At 63.9% G+C, this 16,901-nt stretch carries 20 protein-coding genes; 5 read left to right on the plus strand and 15 right to left on the minus strand.

Translation table 11 applies throughout. From position 1 onward, the window contains the following. The first annotated feature begins 64 nt into the window (after positions 1 to 64). Entirely contained in the window at positions 65 to 1,564 is a 1,500-nt protein-coding gene (locus C4V41_RS50375) for a recombinase family protein (RefSeq protein WP_103963197.1), read from the plus strand. 797 nt (positions 1,565 to 2,361) lie between these two features. Here C4V41_RS50375 and C4V41_RS50380 read toward each other — a convergent pair. The 8 genes from C4V41_RS50380 to C4V41_RS50410 form a co-directional block, all read right to left on the minus strand. Next, positions 2,362 to 4,200, minus strand: coding sequence for a winged helix-turn-helix domain-containing protein (locus C4V41_RS50380; protein ID WP_103963198.1), 1,839 nt, complete (start codon positions 4,198 to 4,200; stop codon positions 2,362 to 2,364). Further along, positions 4,197 to 4,547: a hypothetical protein gene (locus tag C4V41_RS50385; protein WP_103963199.1), complete on the minus strand. Its 351-nt coding sequence runs from the start codon at positions 4,545 to 4,547 to the stop codon at positions 4,197 to 4,199. The genes C4V41_RS50380 and C4V41_RS50385 overlap by 4 nt, the downstream gene beginning before the upstream one ends. Positions 4,548 to 4,578: 31 nt before the next feature. Continuing rightward, the gene (locus C4V41_RS50390; protein ID WP_103963200.1) at positions 4,579 to 4,767 is read right to left on the minus strand and encodes a hypothetical protein; all 189 of its coding nucleotides are present in this window, start codon (positions 4,765 to 4,767) and stop codon (positions 4,579 to 4,581) included. Between the two features lie 183 nt (positions 4,768 to 4,950). Continuing rightward, positions 4,951 to 5,136 carry a hypothetical protein gene (locus C4V41_RS50395; protein WP_103963201.1) on the minus strand — a complete coding sequence of 62 codons (186 nt, stop codon included), beginning with the start codon at positions 5,134 to 5,136 and terminating at the stop codon, positions 4,951 to 4,953. A gap of 3 nt (positions 5,137 to 5,139) precedes the next feature. Further along, entirely contained in the window at positions 5,140 to 5,499 is a 360-nt protein-coding gene (locus C4V41_RS50400; protein WP_103963202.1) for a hypothetical protein, read from the minus strand. A 357-nt stretch (positions 5,500 to 5,856) separates the two neighbouring features. After that, entirely contained in the window at positions 5,857 to 6,150 is a 294-nt protein-coding gene (locus C4V41_RS50405) for a hypothetical protein (protein WP_103963203.1), read from the minus strand. Next, positions 6,147 to 6,395, minus strand: a complete 249-nt coding sequence (locus C4V41_RS61260; RefSeq protein WP_146104099.1) for a hypothetical protein — start codon at positions 6,393 to 6,395, stop codon at positions 6,147 to 6,149. The genes C4V41_RS50405 and C4V41_RS61260 overlap by 4 nt, the downstream gene beginning before the upstream one ends. Positions 6,396 to 6,398: 3 nt before the next feature. Further along, positions 6,399 to 6,677 (minus strand): hypothetical protein, encoded by a 279-nt coding sequence (locus C4V41_RS50410; RefSeq protein ID WP_103963204.1) that lies wholly within the window; start codon positions 6,675 to 6,677, stop codon positions 6,399 to 6,401. A gap of 268 nt (positions 6,678 to 6,945) precedes the next feature. On the opposite strand from C4V41_RS50410, the gene C4V41_RS61265 reads away from it, so the two are divergent. After that, positions 6,946 to 8,373, plus strand: a complete 1,428-nt coding sequence (locus C4V41_RS61265) for a helix-turn-helix domain-containing protein (protein WP_146104100.1) — start codon at positions 6,946 to 6,948, stop codon at positions 8,371 to 8,373. Here C4V41_RS61265 and cutA read toward each other — a convergent pair. Further along, positions 8,339 to 8,707, minus strand: a complete 369-nt coding sequence (cutA, locus tag C4V41_RS50415) for a divalent-cation tolerance protein CutA (RefSeq protein WP_200824795.1) — start codon at positions 8,705 to 8,707, stop codon at positions 8,339 to 8,341. The two genes, C4V41_RS61265 and cutA, sit on opposite strands and share 35 nt — an antisense overlap. Positions 8,708 to 9,023: 316 nt before the next feature. On the opposite strand from cutA, the gene C4V41_RS61270 reads away from it, so the two are divergent. Continuing rightward, positions 9,024 to 9,413 (plus strand): hypothetical protein, encoded by a 390-nt coding sequence (locus C4V41_RS61270; protein ID WP_146104101.1) that lies wholly within the window; start codon positions 9,024 to 9,026, stop codon positions 9,411 to 9,413. Positions 9,414 to 9,439: 26 nt separating this feature from the next. Next, positions 9,440 to 11,836 carry an ATP-binding protein gene (locus C4V41_RS50420; protein WP_103963272.1) on the plus strand — a complete coding sequence of 799 codons (2,397 nt, stop codon included), beginning with the start codon at positions 9,440 to 9,442 and terminating at the stop codon, positions 11,834 to 11,836. A gap of 232 nt (positions 11,837 to 12,068) precedes the next feature. On the opposite strand, the gene C4V41_RS50425 is transcribed toward C4V41_RS50420, so the two are convergent. The 3 genes from C4V41_RS50425 to sigJ all read right to left on the minus strand — a co-directional run bounded on the left by C4V41_RS50425 (position 12,069) and on the right by sigJ (position 14,080). Next, positions 12,069 to 12,278: a hypothetical protein gene (locus tag C4V41_RS50425; RefSeq protein WP_146104102.1), complete on the minus strand. Its 210-nt coding sequence runs from the start codon at positions 12,276 to 12,278 to the stop codon at positions 12,069 to 12,071. Between the two features lie 102 nt (positions 12,279 to 12,380). Continuing rightward, positions 12,381 to 13,208 carry an NAD(P)H-binding protein gene (locus C4V41_RS50430; protein WP_103963206.1) on the minus strand — a complete coding sequence of 276 codons (828 nt, stop codon included), beginning with the start codon at positions 13,206 to 13,208 and terminating at the stop codon, positions 12,381 to 12,383. After that, positions 13,205 to 14,080: an RNA polymerase sigma factor SigJ gene (gene sigJ, locus C4V41_RS50435; RefSeq protein ID WP_235030891.1), complete on the minus strand. Its 876-nt coding sequence runs from the start codon at positions 14,078 to 14,080 to the stop codon at positions 13,205 to 13,207. Before sigJ ends, C4V41_RS50430 begins: the two co-directional genes overlap by 4 nt. 15 nt (positions 14,081 to 14,095) lie before the next feature. Here sigJ and C4V41_RS50445 point away from each other — a divergent pair, with 15 nt between their 5' ends. Next, positions 14,096 to 14,644: a helix-turn-helix domain-containing protein gene (locus C4V41_RS50445; protein WP_235030892.1), complete on the plus strand. Its 549-nt coding sequence runs from the start codon at positions 14,096 to 14,098 to the stop codon at positions 14,642 to 14,644. A gap of 1 nt (position 14,645) precedes the next feature. On the opposite strand, the gene C4V41_RS50450 is transcribed toward C4V41_RS50445, so the two are convergent. From C4V41_RS50450 to C4V41_RS50460, 3 genes are all read right to left on the minus strand, one after another. Next, a complete protein-coding gene (locus C4V41_RS50450; RefSeq protein WP_146104103.1) occupies positions 14,646 to 15,359 on the minus strand; it encodes a hypothetical protein in 714 nt (237 codons plus the stop codon). Positions 15,360 to 15,402: 43 nt separating this feature from the next. Beyond that, positions 15,403 to 16,086, minus strand: coding sequence for a response regulator (locus C4V41_RS50455; protein ID WP_407670165.1), 684 nt, complete (start codon positions 16,084 to 16,086; stop codon positions 15,403 to 15,405). Positions 16,087 to 16,368: 282 nt separating this feature from the next. Further along, on the minus strand, positions 16,369 to 16,839 hold the full coding sequence (locus C4V41_RS50460) for an RICIN domain-containing protein (RefSeq protein ID WP_103963211.1): 471 nt from the start codon (positions 16,837 to 16,839) through the stop codon (positions 16,369 to 16,371). Between the last annotated feature and the right edge of the window lie 62 nt (positions 16,840 to 16,901).

The raw sequence follows: 16,901 nt of genomic DNA on the forward strand, positions 1-16,901 counted from the left end.
TTGTACCTGCCGTCCGGCTGCTTCCGCTATCCACACACAGGGGAAGCGGGGCACCATGGAAGACATGCTCACGACGGACTACGACGGGTGCGGGCGCTGCTTGGTGGGGGTGCGGCGGCTGAGCAGGAAGAGCGACGCAACCAACAGCCCACAGCGTCAGGGAGACCAGATCCTACGGGCCACAGCGGACGCCGGAGGGCACATCGTGGCTTGGGCGGATGACTGGGAGGTTTCCGGTGCCACGGACCCGCTGACGCGACGGGGGTTCGGGCCCTGGCTGCGGGGAGAAATGGGGCCATATGACGGTATCGCGGCGGCCACCGTCGATCGCGTCGGGCGCAACGTCCGGGACACGTTGAACACGCAGGCTCTATTGACCGGCCAAGGTCGCGTTATAGTGACGGCCGATCACGTGGGAGTGTGGGATTTCAGCGACGCGAACCAGGAAAACGAATGGCTGATAAAGGCGTGGGGATCGCAAATGGAACTGCGTGCGATCCAGAAACGCAACCGTGACGAGGCAGTACGCGCACGCGCAGCAGGGGAACCCAAACAACGCCCGTCGTATGGATACATGTATGTCCGTCTCGCCCATAAGGCAAAGATCGACCACGTAGCGATCGATCCAGTAGCCGCAGAGATTATCCAGGAAGTGGCACAGCGAATTCTGGCGGATGAGACGGGAAAGATTACCTGTGCGACAGAGGCGGCACGCCTGACACGTGAAGGAATTCCCTGCCCGTTCGATCGGCTTCGCCAACTGTATGGCCGTCCGATGAAGGGCGGGCCGTGGACTGCGAAAGCCGTCAAGCACATCTTGTGCAGTGAAGCTGCGCTCGGATATTTGATCCACCACAAAAGGCCGGTCATTGGTTCTGACGGACGGCCAATGCGAATTGCCGAGCCGCTGTGGGATCGCGCGACCCATGATGCTCTCGTCAAGAAAACTGCACCGAAGCGCAATGGAAGTCGCGCGCCGAAAAGCACGCAATTGCTGTCGGGCATCGTGTTTTGCGGTAACTGCGGTGCACGGCTACACGTCACAGGTCGATACGGATGCATCGCACGGGTACGCGGGATTCCCGCGTCGGCGCATTGCAAGCCAGCCCCCATGATGACGCTCACAGCATTGGATGCCCTCGTAGGCGAATGGTTCCTTTCCCGCTACGGCGCCGGAGAAGTCATGCGAAAAGTCTACGATCCTGGCACCGGGCATGCCACTCAGGTCGCGGAGTTGACGGCCACACGCACACGGTTGCGTGAGGACCGCCAGGCCGGACTGTACGACGGTCCAGAGGACGCGGAATGGTACCGCATCGAATACCGGCGACTCGGGGAGGAAATCGCGGCCCTGAAGGCGTTGCCGGAACGCAAGCCGGGAATGAGAATGGTGCCCACCGGCAGGACGATTGCCCATGAATGGGATGCGGGAGATTCCGTTAAGCGGCGGGAAATGCTCGCAGAGTTTGAGGTCCGTGTGGTGTTGCACCCCACCGGACACGACCCACGCGCAGCAATTACCGGCATGGAGATCAGCACGGATGGGATCGAGCTGACCGGCTAAGGAGGCTACACACGCGAAGAAACCGCCCGGAACCTACGTGGGGTAGGTCCGGGCGGTTTCGTCTTCTCACCTTCTCTGACGCGCCGAAAGCAACTTCTCCTTTCTTTGGACGGCCTCAGATGGCGGTGAATACGGGAATCAGGTAGCGCACTGTACGCCCCATGCGTGTGATCACTCGTACGTCGCGCATTGATAGACGCCCCTGCCTTGGCAATGTGGCCGTGGGGCATCTCAGTACCGTAGCGACCTGCCATGGCGCATATGTCAGGGTGAAGAGATAAGAATCGGAACGCTGGGTGTCGAGACGGCACCACAGCGTTTCGTTGTCTGCCTCCACGACCACGACTGTCAGGGCCGCTTGCGGAATGCGGATCTGCAATTCGTCTTTTGTGCGAGAGTAGACGGTTCCGCCGTAAATGGTGGCTACGGCATGGGCGAGTCGGCGGGATGAGCTAGCGATCTGCCATCCTGCCGCGCCAGTCTCCGCGTGGACCCAAGGGCGTAGATGTCCGTCGCATTGATTGCGCGCGGGCGTCTCCGCGTGACTGGCCGGGGGTATTCTCACCTTCTTTCCATTTTCTCGATTCGATGCTTTTGATTTACTCGTCGGGCATCACCTCTTTCCGGCCAAGCGTTCCCGATCTTCTGGTGTCGTTGGACGCACCACCTCCTCTCTCCAGTTACGTTCCGTGTTCGTCTCACCGTCTCGTCTCAGTGCGCGTGTGTCGCCTCTGTACGCGCAGACGTGCGGGAGACTGAGACATTGAGACGATGAGACGACTACCGAGAGTCGGTGACTACGCGGGGTCGGGGTCGAGGCGTGCCCGCCACCGTCCCCGGCTGACCTGACGTACTCTCCCGTCGTTTTCGAGCTGTGACAGTCGCCGGTAAATGGTGGGGCGGCTCATTCCCGTTGCGGTTTTCAGCTCGTCTACGGTTATCCCGTTTTCGGGGGCGTCGCGTAGGACCGCCCACAACACGCTGTCGCCGCGTTTGGGCGCGGTTTGGCGGGCGTGCCGTGGCGATGTCCGCTCCTCCTCTGTCGGGGCGTCTGCGTGCCTCTCAGCCGTCGATGCTGCGGCGTCCAGAGCGGCCAGGGACACCGCGTCGAGGGACGGGCGACCTTCGGCGTGCCGTTCGGCGGTCGCCGCTACCCTCTCGTCGCCAAGGAGGTAGCTGCGGGCACGGCGGGGGATGTCGTGTTCCGGGGAGCTGATCAGGAACTTGCCGGGGGCGTCCAGCTTGTGTGGGTGCCATCCGGCCTTGACCATGCCCTGTCCGAGGATGAGGTCCCCATCACGGGGTTCGCGGACGCGGAAGCACAGCCGGACGTCCATCTGGGAGCGGACCGCGCTCTTGCCCATCGCCTCTTTCGAGGGGCGTTGCGTGGCGGCGATCAGGTTGACCGCTGGGGCGCGGCCCCGTCGGGCGATCGAGTCGGCGTAGTCGATCGCGCGGGGTGCCTCGCTGGCCAGTTCGGCGTACTCGTCGATGATGATGATCAGGGCGGGTCGCTCGGGTGACGGCTCCCAGACGCGTTCGCCGCGTCTGGTGAGGTCATCGGCCCGTCCGTCTAGGATGACCACGGCGTCGGCCAGCAGCGCCTCTGCCTCCTGTGGCGTGGTGGCCAGGCGGTCGATGCACGATGACCAGGGCAGCAGTTCCATGCCGCGTTTGAGGTCGATCGCCCACAGGATCACGTCCTGGCAGGCGGTCAGGTCCCCGAGCAGGACGTTCACGCCGCCGGACTTGCCCGCTCCGGAGATGCCCGCGAACAGCCCATGCCGCCGCAGGAAGGGCACGCGGACGGGCATGCCGTCCTCGAACAGCCCCAGCTTGACCGGTTGCGTGATCGACGTGATAGACGGGCCTGGCCAGGCGATGGCATCGGCGTGCGGGTCGGTTTCGATTACGCGCACGTCGGCGCGGTTGGCCTTCTTGCTGGCCACCGGCTGGACACGCACGCCGCCGCGTGTGGTGCCCAGTGCCGATTCCAGGCGTGGGACCGCCGTGAGGGCGTCCTCAACGGTCTGGCCTAGCCCCAGCCCGAGCCTGAATCGGTAGCCCCACAGATCCACGATGGCGGACTGCACGCGGGATCCGGCCAGGCCGACCGCTTGGGCGATGTCGGGCCAGGCGGCCAGCGTGCGTTCTACGCGCACGCGGGCACGCCTGCGACGGTGCGCCCACCAGGGCACCGCCAGTACGAGTGTGCCGATGCCGAGCACGGCGGGTAGGGGCGCGGTGAACGGCCCCTGGTAGGCGGCCAGGGTGAGCCACGTTCCGGCGAACGCCGTGGTGACGGCGGCGTAGCCGCGTTCGATCGGGCGGGGCAGGTTGACCCACCGGCCCCAGATGGCCACCGCGCCTGCCACCAGGACGACGGCGATGATGACGGTGGGCCACCATTCGGGGAACCAGCGTCGCAGGATCACGCCCGTCACCAGGACGGCGGCGGCGATGGTGAGGGGGGCGAGTTCAGAGCGGTAGCGCCAGACGGCGCGAGCGATGCTGGCGATGACCAGGGGCGCGAATTCGAGGTCCTCGGTGATCAGCGCCATGGGTTCGACGCCGTACCGTCGCATGCGGCGGGCGTTGCGCCGCATCTGGTAGCGGGAGGCGCGATGACGGTTCATCGGCCACCGCCCGCCGTGCGTCGGGCGGTGGCGCTGTGCTGGGCGTGCAGCTCGTCACGCACGTAGAACAGCGGGTCGTGCTCGCCCTCGTCGTGGGCGGCCAGGGTGGCGCGGATGGCGGCGATCAGGTTCGCGCGCTGGTAGCGGGAGGTGGACAGTTCAGCGCGCAGACGATCGATGTCGGTGATCAGGGCCGGGGTGTCGGCCAGGGCGTCGAAGATGCGGCGCCATAGGTCGTCGAGGGCGGGGGCGGACTTGGCGAATGCCGTCAGCAGTTCGGCGGCGGTGGTGTTGCGGGTGGCAGCTCCCTGTAGATCAGTGTGCGGGTAGGGGTGGCGTTGGGTCATTAAGCATCACCTTCTTCGGTTGGCGGGCGGGTCACTTACCGGTGATCCAGTTCAGGGCGGCACCGATCGCGGCGCGGATGTCGGGGGCGAGGGCGGTAGCGGCCAGCAGGAAGCCGAACAGCAGCGCAATGAGCGCGTGCCAGAGCTTCAACCCCAGGTAGCGCCAGGCGATGAACACCAGCACGCCGACCACGAGCACCAGCGGGACAGTCACAGACACGGGGACTTCACCTCCTCTTCGAGATCTCGGAGACCGGCGACGCGCGGGTCAGATGCCGTCGTGGCGGGACTTGCGGCGACACCAGCGCCAGCGAGCGCGGCACTTGCGGCACCGCAGCGTTCCGGGCGTGGCCGCACCGCACAGGCACCGGCCAGGCTGGAGCGGAAGTGATCGCATCGGGCTTCACCTCCTCCCGGTGTAGGCGGTCGGCCGGCGGGCGTAGGTGCCCAGCAGCCGGCGGCTGAGGGTTCCGGTCGGGGCGTGGCGGCGGTCCTCGGCACGGATCACAGCGACCAGCACCACGAACAGCACGAGCGTGGCGACCGACAAGGCCAGGGCCAGGAACACGACGAACAGGGCGATGTCCACCGCTCACGCCCCCTCGATCTCGTCGAGGGTGATCGCGTCACAGTAGGACTCCAGCGCGGCGCGGCGTTCCATCGCGGCCTGCGTGATCGTGACGGCCTGGTAACGGACGCTGCCGAACTCCACACCGGTGACGTGGTGGCCGTGCTGGACTGTGGGCGTGGTGCCCAGCAAGGCGGCGATCCGCTCGACTTCGGCGATCGCCTCGGCCTCGGTGCTGGCGTCGGTGTCGTAGAGCGGGTGGACCGACACACGCACCGGCCCGTATCGGGGGACGGGCAACTGCGGGTTGCTGTCGAGGAACGCGGCCAGAGCGCGCAAACCGGCGATCAGTTCGCGGCGGTGGTGGTGCTGAGCTGGGCTCATCTAGATCACATCCCTTCCGTTTCCGGTGACCTACGCTGCGAAGGTAGGTTTCGGGGAAGGGCTCAACCCATCGCGCGGTGTGATCGTGCGGTGAGATCAAAAACATCCGGCGATGAGATGAAACGGATCCTGCGGTGAGATAAGCCCCAGCTCACGGCACATGTCGCCGCATGGCGCACAAGCGTGACCCCCGACAGAGCCCTTGGGAACTGGCACTCTCGCGAGCGCAGAAGACTCTGCCGGGGGCGTTGACGCGGCGGTGCGGGACGCGGCGGCCAGGGTGTGGGCCGGTCAACCGCACCGTCGCGCGTTCAGGGAGGAGGGGTCAGCGCGGGAACCCCCCGGCTGACCTCCGTGTCAGCGCCAGCGGCGAAGGAAATCCCTCAGCCACTCCGGTATGGGATGCGTTACGGGCGGCGGCGGCTCCGCCGACATCGCCTTAACCACGAGATCTATGCATTCGCGGCAGGCGAACTCCTCGCCCATCGCACCGGGGAAGGGGATGAGATCTCCGGCAATCTCGTGTACCCAGACGCGCGGCTCGGCCGAGCAGATCGCGTGGGTCCATGTGCTCGGCTTGGCGTCAACGACAGCATGCCGCGTCACGGGGGCATCACGCGTCTGCACTTCACCCAACGCGTAGTCGGTCATGCGATCACCGATCCTGTGTCCATCATGGTCATCGCTGTGTTGAGCAGGCCAGCATTGCCGCTCACGAAGGGCGGCTTGTGATCTGGCCACGAGACGCGGCGGGCGCACCATAGGGGGATGTGGCACATGCCGTTCGCTGACTGCCGCCACACGGTCCAGCCCGGATGCGCGCGCATGAGCAGTGAGCACATTGCCCGCGCGTTCTCCGGGATGTCGTAGTAGCTGTGTATCTCTTCGGGCTTCATGCGCTATCGCCGCTTTGGCGCGGATGCGAGAAGATCCCCATACCGGGCGGCGATGCGTCGTGCCGCCCGCTTAGGGTCGGTCGTGGGCTGCCAGGCGTAGACGGGCCGGTCGCGCTGGTCGTTCCAGCCCGCCCACCACCAGAAACGATCATCGTTGGTCCACACGACCAGGCCATGCCAGACCGACACCACCGCCAATCCATAGCCGTTGTTCACGTCGGCCGTGATGCCATGCAATGCAAGCTCCCGTTGTAGCTGCTCAGCCACGGCAACGGCGGCCATGGAGGCGAGACGAGATGTCTCCTGTTCCCGAATCATTCACCGGCCTTCCGCAACGCGCCGAATCACCGAAAAAAGGACGGCGAAAGCCAGGCAAAAGCGGATCTTCGACCTCTTCCTCGGATCGGCTCTGACCTGCGCCGCGAACTGATGTGAGGCTTCCAAGCAAACCCGTTCCGAAGAATCTCACCGTGATATCTCACGGTGTGATGGACTAGATGGGCTCCACTAGTCCCGCAAAGGCGCGCTACCAGGGGAACGGAACGCCGCCATGACGATGGATCAAGAGCACCTCCGATCGGTGCTCGACACCGTTTTCGCACGTCAAGACATGGAGGATGCGTGCAAGCGTCGTGATCTCGGCGGTGTGATCCGCATCCTGAACAAGTACGGCGTCACCCAAGGTCAGATCGCGAACCTCACCGGCAGATCGCAAGGGCGCATCAGCGAGTACAAGAGCGGAAAGCGCGTCCCGACCGCAAAGCATACATTTGAGGAGTTTGCTGGCGGTTTGGGCATGCCTGGCACTTTACGGCGTCATTTGGGCTTGTCGTCCTCAGGTGGCAAGGGGGGTGCGCAGGTCGTCAGTGACGGAGTCCAAATCCCTACAGACACTTTTGACCTGCAACTCTTCGCTGAAGCCATCGGGAAAAGGGGCGAGCCGTTGAAGCGCCGCGAATTGCTGGCCATGGTTGCACAACTCGGTACCCAGTCTGCGCTAGCTCAAAGTGAGGCATGGGAGAAAGTCGCCTTTGCTCTGTCAAAGCCAAGCGCTATTGATGAAGCAGTGGTGCGCGAGATGGAGGCGAGAGCCGCCGGTTTTCACCGCCTCGAAGAGATGCTGCCCGCACACACGATTTTCAAGGGCCTGGCGGCCCATCTGAACGAGGTCGGCACAATCCTCAATGGTACAGCCACCGACCCTAAGGACGAGCTTCGCAAGCGCTTGATCGTAGTTGCTGGTGAAAGCAGCGTGCTCGCCGGTTGGATCGCAACAGACCTGGGCAACATATCTGCGGCACGGAACTTGTACGACACCGCCGAAAAGGCTTCAAAGGAAGCCGGCGATGCGGCGATCATCGCGTGCGCATTTGGGTATAGAAGCTATATTCCAAGCGGCAAGGGAAACCACGGGCGGGCGCGTGCTCTGTTGGCGAGCGCACTACAGCACTTGCCTCAAGATACGTCGCCCGGAACTACATCATGGCTGGCTGCAAGGCATGCCGAAGAGAGCGCGGCACTTGGAGAAACAGAAGCAGCCCTGCGATCATGGGATGAGGCGCGTGAAGCCTTCAATATCGCCGATCCAGAAGAGGACCGCGTATGGACGAGATTCCTAGACCAGGATCGCTTTGATTCCTTCCACATCTCTACCTATGCCCAAATCGGCCGACTAGATGAAGCGGAAGCGGTAGCGCGCGCGGTCATTGCACGACTGCCCGATGTAGAGAGAAAGCGGGCAGGAATCATACTCGGCGACATTGCCACGGCACATATTGTGCATGGCTCCGTAACAGAGGCAGTCAGAGCAGCCAGGGAAGGTCTCGCTGTCATTCGCGAGACAGAATCTGGAATCTGGCTGCCGCGCTTTCTCGTTCTCGGAGAAGCGCTCAGGCGTTGGCAGACTCAACCAGCCGTCAGAGTCTTCCTAGAAGAGTTGGCTGTTACGAAGCGTCAATTCTCCGCGTCTCCTCGCTGATCCAATCCAGATATTCGGCACTTCCCGCAACGATTTCGATTGCGACGATTTCCGGCGTCTCATAGCTATGGTTGGCCTTGATGTGGCTCTCAAGCGCGGCGAGCAGGGGCTGCCTGGTCTTGATCACCAACTGCCATTCTTCCCCGTCGCGCAGGGAGCCTTGCCACCAGTACAGGGACCGGATCGGCCCGATGATCTGTACGCCGGCGGCCAGGCGCTCCGAGGCGATGCTACGTGCCAGCGCAACGCCCTCATCGGCGCTCGGCACTGTGGTCAGGACCTGCATGTAACCCTTCACAACCCAGTTCCCCTTGAGTCGCAAGGCGGTGATCACTTCAGCCCCTACAGTAGAGGTATCGGCGCACTGGACGGGGGCAGACTGAAGCGTTCTCGGCTGGTAGACAACCCCACGTGGGGATGGCCTGGCTGGATGGTTGGGAGGCGCCCACTCAGTGGCGAGCCGGCCCAGGCAGAACAACTTACGCCTAGCGACACGCCGCATCAGCATGCCGACGACGTTTTCGCAGCTCGAAGCCATGATCTGTGCTGTCTCGCTACGCATCTGCGGAACACGGGCACTACATGTGTAACCATACCGATGGGGATACCGATTCAAGGATTGCATCTACACGAAGACGGGATGGTGCAAGATGGACATCGCGCTACTTGCTAGTGCCGCAGCGGCGTTGATCGCCCAAGGCTTTCTTAGCGAAGCAGGGGCGAGTACCTGGGCGAGCGTTGAACGGATGGTCGTCACCATCCGTGATCGCTTCACGGGAGAGTCGTCGGCACAAGCCGCCCTGGAACGCGTTCAGGCGCAGCCTGAGGATGAGGCATCGGTGGATCAGCTGGCCATTCAAGTAGCGCGAGCTATGCAGAGCGATACCGACTTTGCAGATATGGTAAAGGATTTTGTCGAATGCGAAGGGCGAGATCCTCGTGGTTCTCAAGTTATCTCCCGAGTATACAATGACTATAAAGGCGCGCAAATTGGAAAAGTAGTCAATGTTGAGACGGTGCATGGGGACATGAATTTCTAGAATTCTCCAACGGGATCGCGCTGGCAATGGGCAACTCCAGAAAAAAAGCAAGCCGGAAAAAGGCTCAGAAAATATCAAGCCTACGCAACTTGGTGAACATCGAGAGCGTCTATGGGGGTGCAAATTTCGCCGAGCACCATGATAAAAGCAGCGCGCATCTTCAGGCTGCTGTTCTTCCTGCACAGCTCCCCCCTGATGATCCAGATTTCCTGGGGCGAGATGAACACTTGCGAGATCTGCGTAAGGTTTTGCAAGGGACAGAAAGATCAACCAGATCCATTGCGGTATCAGGAAAACCTGGTGTGGGAAAGACGGCTCTGGCTATTAAGCTATCCCACGACCTAATGTCACACTTTCCTGACGGTCAGATATTCATTAATCTTGAAGATTTGGAAGCTGACGAACTTTCACCGTCGCGAGCTTTGGAAAGTCTTCTGCGAGCTTTCGGTTTCTCTGGCGACGAAATCGCGAATGGCTTCGAAGATAAGGTTGCACAGTATCGCACAGCACTCGCAACGAGGCGCTGTCTTATCGTGCTCGATAATGCAGCCAGCGAATCACAGGTAAGACCGCTTCTTCCCGGCATGGGTGAGAGTGCAATCATCATCACCAGCAGGAAAAACCTCGCGGGCCTTGTCGGTGTACGGCCAGTACACCTATCAAACCTCACCGCCTTGGAAGGTACTGCTCTTTTTAAGAGAATCGTTGGAAATGAACGGGTGGAGGCTGAACTTTCCGAATGTAACCAACTCGCTGATTTGTGTGGCGGACTTCCACTGGCACTGAGGATTGCCGCAAATAAGCTTCGCAGTAGAAGTAATTGGACATTTTCATATTATGTTAAGCTGCTATCAGATGAACGTAATCGCCTGCAAATGCTCCAAGCTGGCGATTTGGAGATTCGGGCAAGTTTTTCGCTCTCCTATAACTCTCTAGATGCAGTTGATAAGCTGATATTTAGAAGGCTTGGTGTTTGTGCTTCGGAGGGGTTCTCGATCACCTCGGCTTCGGCTCTTTGGGGCGATGCGATAGATCCGCTCGCGGCGCTAGACAGGCTCGTAGAGGCCAACCTAGTGGAACCCTCATCATCGCCTGATCGATATCGTATGCACGATCTTTTGCGAGCTTACGCTCGGGAGTGTCTAGAAGCGGACGAGGGCGAGGATAGTGTAAAGGAGTACCTTAGCAAGCTTGTTCGCTGGTACATCTTGGTGGTGTCGCACGCCGATGGGCATATCTACGAAGGGAACGTCCGTTCGTGCGTATGTAACTTCTTCGAAACGTTGCAGGATGCTATCGATTGGCTGGAAGTTGAGCATCCTGTGATTGTCTCCCTCGCGGGAGATGCTTACCGCCATGGTCTATATAAGTCAGTCGTAGACATTGCTTCCTATATGAACAAGTTCTTTGAACGTCGCCTTCATGCGACAGCATGGCGACAGCTGTCTGCGTATGCGTTGTTGGCGGCAAGGCAATCAGACGATAAGAAGCATCTCATCGACGCCCTTACCAATCTTGTGCATGTTAGCACTAAGTTTCCGATCGAATCGGACAGGCCGGTGTCGTGGCTTGACGAGGCTCTCACTCTTGCGCGAGATGTCGGTAGCCCTCGCTTTGAGTCAAAGGTGTTGGAGAAGCTTGGATGGGTTCTAAGCCATGGTGGAAAAAAAGAAGCAGCTCTAGGAATTTTGAGGCGTTCAGTAGAACTTGCGAGATCCGCGAGCGCTGTTCATGAAGAAGGCAATGCGCGCCTTGCTCTCGCCAAGGTAGAGCTCTATTTGGGGCGCTTTGATGCTTCGAAGGAGACCTATAGCAAGGCAAGACTGTGCTTTGTTGCGCAGCGTGACAAACACTGCCAGGGGCGCGCTCTTGTTGGCCTTGCCTCTTTGAGCCATAAAAACGAGTCATACAACGAAGGGTTGGCTTATCTCACGCAGGCAATACGCTTGTTCCGGATGGTTCGGGACGAGCACTGTTTGGGTGGCGCATTGTCTCAGAGAGCAGACGCTAATGCTAAGCTCGGATATTTTTCCGAGGCCATCGAGGATTACCGTGCTGCTAGCAAGCATTTTCGGCAGCTATCTGATTCTGCATGCCTGGCTCCCATGTTGGATCATTGGGGATGGCTAGAATTCTATGCGGAGAATTACGAAGAGGCCGCAAGCCGGCTTAGTGAGGCATGTTCTCTCTGGGAACAGTCGGGGAATCGAGCCTCTTTTGCTCAAGGGCTTTTCGGTCTTAGTATTGTAACTGCGCAAGCACAATCCATAGAAGCGGCACAAATATTGTTGCAACGAGCAATAGACATTGCGGATATCTTTGGATATTCTTGGCTTCCGGTCGCAGAGCGCGCACTTGAGTCCGGTGTAGTTCCTCCTATTCTTTCCCCCTTCTATGAAAGCCTCGGTGCTGTTACGGCCTGACCGCGCCCAGGAAACGCGGGCCTGTGTCCTCCGTGACCCTCGGCCCGACATCGCCCGATGTTTCCTGCTGGTTGGGCTGGTATGCAATCCACGAGTTGTGCGGGTTGTGCCCTGTACGTGAGGCGACTGAGAACGTATGAAGGGTTCCTTAATCTGCCGCATTGCGATCACGCCCATCCAAACTCTTAGATTCCCCGGGTTTGCCGGGGACGATGGCGGGGCTAGAGTGGGCTTAGAGGAAGTGGCCGTCCGGCCAGGAGTACCAGGTCCTGGTGGTGGGGTAGCCCTTGGACGCCCAGATCGACCTGGCGGAGCGCGCGTCGGCGCACCGCGAGATCGTGCAGGAGTTGTAGACGGTGGCGCCGGCGGGGGCGACGCCGGCCAGGCCGATGAGGGACGTGATGGCGACGAGGAGCACGGCGAGCCTGGAAAGTGGGTGCACGGGGCCTCCTTGTGTGGCGCGGCGGACATCGCCATGGTCGCTCCTCCTCCCGACCGACAAAAGACCTAGATCGTCAAAAGTGCGGTGAACTCTTCCCGACCGTCAACGCCCGTTCACTAGGGCGGCGTGGTCGGCGGCCCACTGGGCGAACGTGCGCGCGGGGCGGCCCAGGACCCGCTCCACCTCGCCCGTCACCCGTGCCCGGCCGCCGCGGGCGTACCTGGCCATGAGCGCCGTGACGAACGCCTGCGGGAGCCCGCGCTCGATCATGCCGCGCGCGACCATCTCGGCCGGCATCTCCTGATAGCGCAGCGGCCTGCCGATCGCCGTACCGATGATCTCCACCGACTCGGTGTGGGTGAGCGCCTGAGGTCCCGTGAGCTCCAGCCGCTGCCCGACCACCTCGTCGGTGAGCAGCGCGCGGGCGGCGACCTCACTCAGGTCCCGCTCGTCGAGCAGCGCCTCCTCGAAGCCCGCGTACGCCCCGCGTACGACGTCGCCCGCCCTGATCTGGCCGCCCCACGAGGTCAGCGTGTTGATCGCGAACGACGCCGCCCGCAGGCTCACCCACTCCAGCCCGCTGGCGACGGCGGCCTGCTCGGCCTCCTTGTTCCGGTCGCCCCTGAAGCGGGACGGCTGCTCGGACAGGTCGTCGTCGATGTTGATCGCCGACAGGGCGACCACCCGCGTGGCTCCCTGCCGCCTGGCCTGTTCCAGCAGCTCGGGGGCGCCGTCGGCGACCGCGCGGGGGTGCAGGAAGATCGAGGTGACGCCGTCGAGGGCGTCCGGCCGGTCCACGACCTCCACGCCGTCGGGGAACACCGCCTTCTCAGGTGTACGGGTGACGGCACGCACCTTGGCACCCGCCTCGACCAGCAGCTCGACCAGGGGGCGCGCGACCAGGCCGGTCGCTCCGGTTACCAGGATCATGACATCGTCCTATCTACTTGAGAGAGTTTGTCGGGGTTGGTGATGGCGTAGACGGCGCGGACCCGCTCGCCGTCCGGGGTGAGGTCGAGCACGATCACCGCGAACGGCGAGTCGCCCATGAACAGCACCGCCGAGGGTTCGCCGTTGACCTGCCGGTAACGGACGTCCAGGACCGCGACGGCCCGCGCGATCAGCAGCCGGGCGACCCGATCCGCGCCGTGGAGCGGGCGGGGACCGGCGGCGGGCGCCTTACCGCCGCCGTCGGCCCACAGCGTGACGTCGGGGGCCAGCAGCCGCAGCAGTTCCTCCAGGTCACCGCCGAACATCGCGGCCACGAACCGCTCCGTCGCCTGCCGCCGCACCCGCGGGTCCACCCGGTAGCGGGGTCGGCGGGCCTGCACGTGCTCGCGGGCGCGATGGGCGAGCTGACGTACGGCCGAGGGGCTGCGGTCGAGGATGCCCGCGATCTCGGTGTGGGCGTACCCGAAGACCTCGTGCAGCACGAACACCACCCGCTCCAGCGGGGTCAGCGTCTCCAGCACCACCATGAGCGCCATGGACACCGACTCGCCCCGCTCGGACGGGTCACCCTCCGGCTCGACCAGCGGCTCGGGCAGCCAGGGGCCGATGTACTCCTCACGGCGACGGCTGATCGCGGCCCGCCGGCTCAGCGCCCGGTTGACCGCGATCCGGACCAGGTACGCGCGCGGGTGGCTGACCGCTTCACCTGTCCTGGAGGTCCAGGCCAGCCAGGTCTCCTGCAGCACGTCCTCGGTGTCGGCGACGCTGCCCAGCATGTCGTACACGATGGAGAACAGAAGCTCGCGATGGTCGAGGAAGGTCTCGGTGCGCTGCTCGTCGTTCGCTGTCACACCAATGGAGAGCGGTTGCGGACGTCCGAGTGTGACGCCGTACGGCAAAGTGTGACCGGCGTCTCCCATGCCTCAACCGAGCCGTCGTCCAGCGCGTTGAGCACGCTGTGGCCCCACATGGAGACGCGGTGCGCGGCCAGCACCGGTCGTTCGGCGGCGATGAGCCGTCGCGGATCCGGCCCGTCCGACGCCCTGTCCCGGGGCTGCCTTCGCGCCGGCGGCCGGGATCGCGGTCGTGCCCGGGTACGCATCCGCACCGTCGACGGCCGGTGGCTGACCTGCCACGCCTCATGTCTCAGCGGTCCGGGAGGGCGGCCGGGCCCGGTGGCGGTCGTCATCGAGCCCACGGCCCCCGCCGACCTGGCGGTCATCGCCGCCCAAGCCTACGGGCTGACGCCACGGGAGCTTGACGTCGCCCGCCTCATCGCCCAGGGGCTGCCGACCGCCGAGATCGCCACGGAGTTGGTCATCTCCCCGCATACCGTGCGCGGTTACCTGAAGGCCGTGTTCGGGAAGACGGGGGTGTCCAGCAGGGGTGAGCTGGTCGCGCGGCTGTTCGCCTGACTCAGCGTACGTCCCGGTGGGCGAGGGCCAGGACCAGCAGCGCGAACGGCACCGCCACGAGCCACCCGCCCCAGTGGGGCACCCCCGCGTAGAGGACGAGCAGCGCCGCGGCGCCCGCCAGCGCGGCCGGTTTGCCCTGGGTTCCGCGTACGGCGGGCGCCGCCCCGGCCAAGCCGGCCAGCACGAACACCACGGCCTCCACGGCGGCGCCGGACAGGAGGCCAGGTGAGCCGGGCGGGAGGCGGGCGAGCACGGCCCCGAGGGCCGCCGCCGGCGCCGCCAGCGCCACGCCCGTGAGCGCCTCGCCGACGTCGAACCGCCCGGCGAGCGGACCGGGGCGCCACGGGAACAGCAGGTACGCGGAGATCATCAGGGCCGCGAGCGCCGCGCCGACGGGCGGGGCGGTCAGCACCACGGCCCGGGTACGCGCCTCCGCCGGCGCCGGCAGCGCGCCCAGCGTCTCGGGCATGCCGTGCCGGCCGTCGCGGCCGGCGGCCAGGCTCGCCGACATCAGCGTGGCCGCCGCGATGATGGCCGAGGCCGTAACGGCGTCGATCGTCATCATCGTCAGGTCGGGCAGCCAGGCCATGCTCTGGACCAGCGCCACGACCAGCGCGAGCGCCGTCGCGCCCCACAGGATCGGGCTGCGCAGCAGCCGCCCGGCCTCGAACGCCACCAGCGCCCGGGTCACGCCACCGCCACGAAATATGGTCACATATCGCCTATCGCAGGCCACCGCGCGATCGGTTCTCTTTCCGCTAGGCGCCCGCGCGGCGGGGTTTGACCAGCCCGCACTCGTACGCGAGCACCACGGCCTGCGCCCGGCTGGACAGGTTGAGCTTGGCCATGAGCCGGTTGAGGTGCGTCTTGACCGTGGCCTCGCTCACCAGCAGCCGGTCCGCGATCTCCCTGTTCGACATCGCCCGCCCGACGGCCTGGAGCACCTCGGTCTCGCGCTTGGTGAGCAGTGCCAGGTCGGGAACCTCCGGCGGGGCGACCTTCGGGGCGTCGGCGAACGCCTCGACGAGCCTCTTGACGGCGTTGGGCACGAGCAGCACGTCACCGGCGGCCACGGTGTGGATCGCGGCGATCAGCCGCTCGGGCGGGGTGTCCTTCAGCAGGAAGCCGCCGGCGCCCAGGCGCAGCGCGGTGTAGACGTACTCGTCGATGTCGAAGACGGTGAGGATCAGGATCTTGGGCGCCCGCTCCCCGCCCGCCGCCAGGATGCGTTCGGTCGCGGCGAGGCCGTTCATTCCGGGCATCCGGATGTCCATCAGCACGACATCGGGCCGGAGGGCCGCCGCCAGTTCCACGGCCTCCTGGCCGGTGGCGGCCTCCCCAACGACGTCGAGGCCGGGCGCGGCGCGGATGAGCGCGGCGAGACCCGCCCGGATCAGCACCTGATCGTCGACCACCAGCACGCTCACCATGGGCGTCCCCACGGCTGGTGGGTGTCAGGCGTCACCCGCGAGGGTCCGGCCTGGAGAATGGCAAGGCAATGGACGGCCGGCGGTGGATCAGCCGCACCCCATTGTCGCCGTTTCATGAGACCTCCTTCGTAGATGGTCTGACGACCGGCCGAGTGGGGTGGTTCGGCCGGTCGTCAGACGGTGAATTCATGGCGATCACGCTAAATGCGGCCCGGGCGCCGGCGCTTCTCCATTACTGACCCTCTTCCGTCACAGACCATGTCGCCAGCGTTACCCGGTCCTATTGCTGAACGGTCAACGCCGGGTCCAGGTCTGCTCAGCGGATTTCGCGCAGTGCCACTGAACGGCCTTCTTGCCCTTGCGCTTCTCGCCGCGCCCGATGGCGAGGCACATCTTCGTGGCCTTGTTGTACAGCCGCTGACCGTTGTAGTCCCACTCCTGCGCCTTTCCGCCGTCTGTGCACGGCCACTGGATCGCGTGCTTGCCCGGGCTCTTCTCACCGCGCCCCATGGCCAGGCACATCCCGGTCTTGGCGTTCACGAGCCGGCCGGCCCGGTAAATCCAGCGCTGCGATTTGCTCCCGATGCACGGCCACTGGATCACCGGCTTACCCGCCTTCGCCTCTCCCTTGCCCACGGCCAGGCACATGCCGGTCGCACCATTGACATAGGCCCGGCCGGCCGCGGTGGCGGCCTGCGCGGAGGTGGCGGGCAGCGCGGTCAGGACGGTCAAGATCAGGGCGGCGGCTCTGGCGCTCGTACGCATGGAGGTCCTTCCTCAGGGGATCGATCAAGCGGGGATAATGCCAACGACCCAGGTCCGCGAGC

The sequence above is a fragment of the Nonomuraea solani genome (assembly GCF_900108335.1).
GTDB lineage: Bacteria > Actinomycetota > Actinomycetes > Streptosporangiales > Streptosporangiaceae > Nonomuraea > Nonomuraea solani.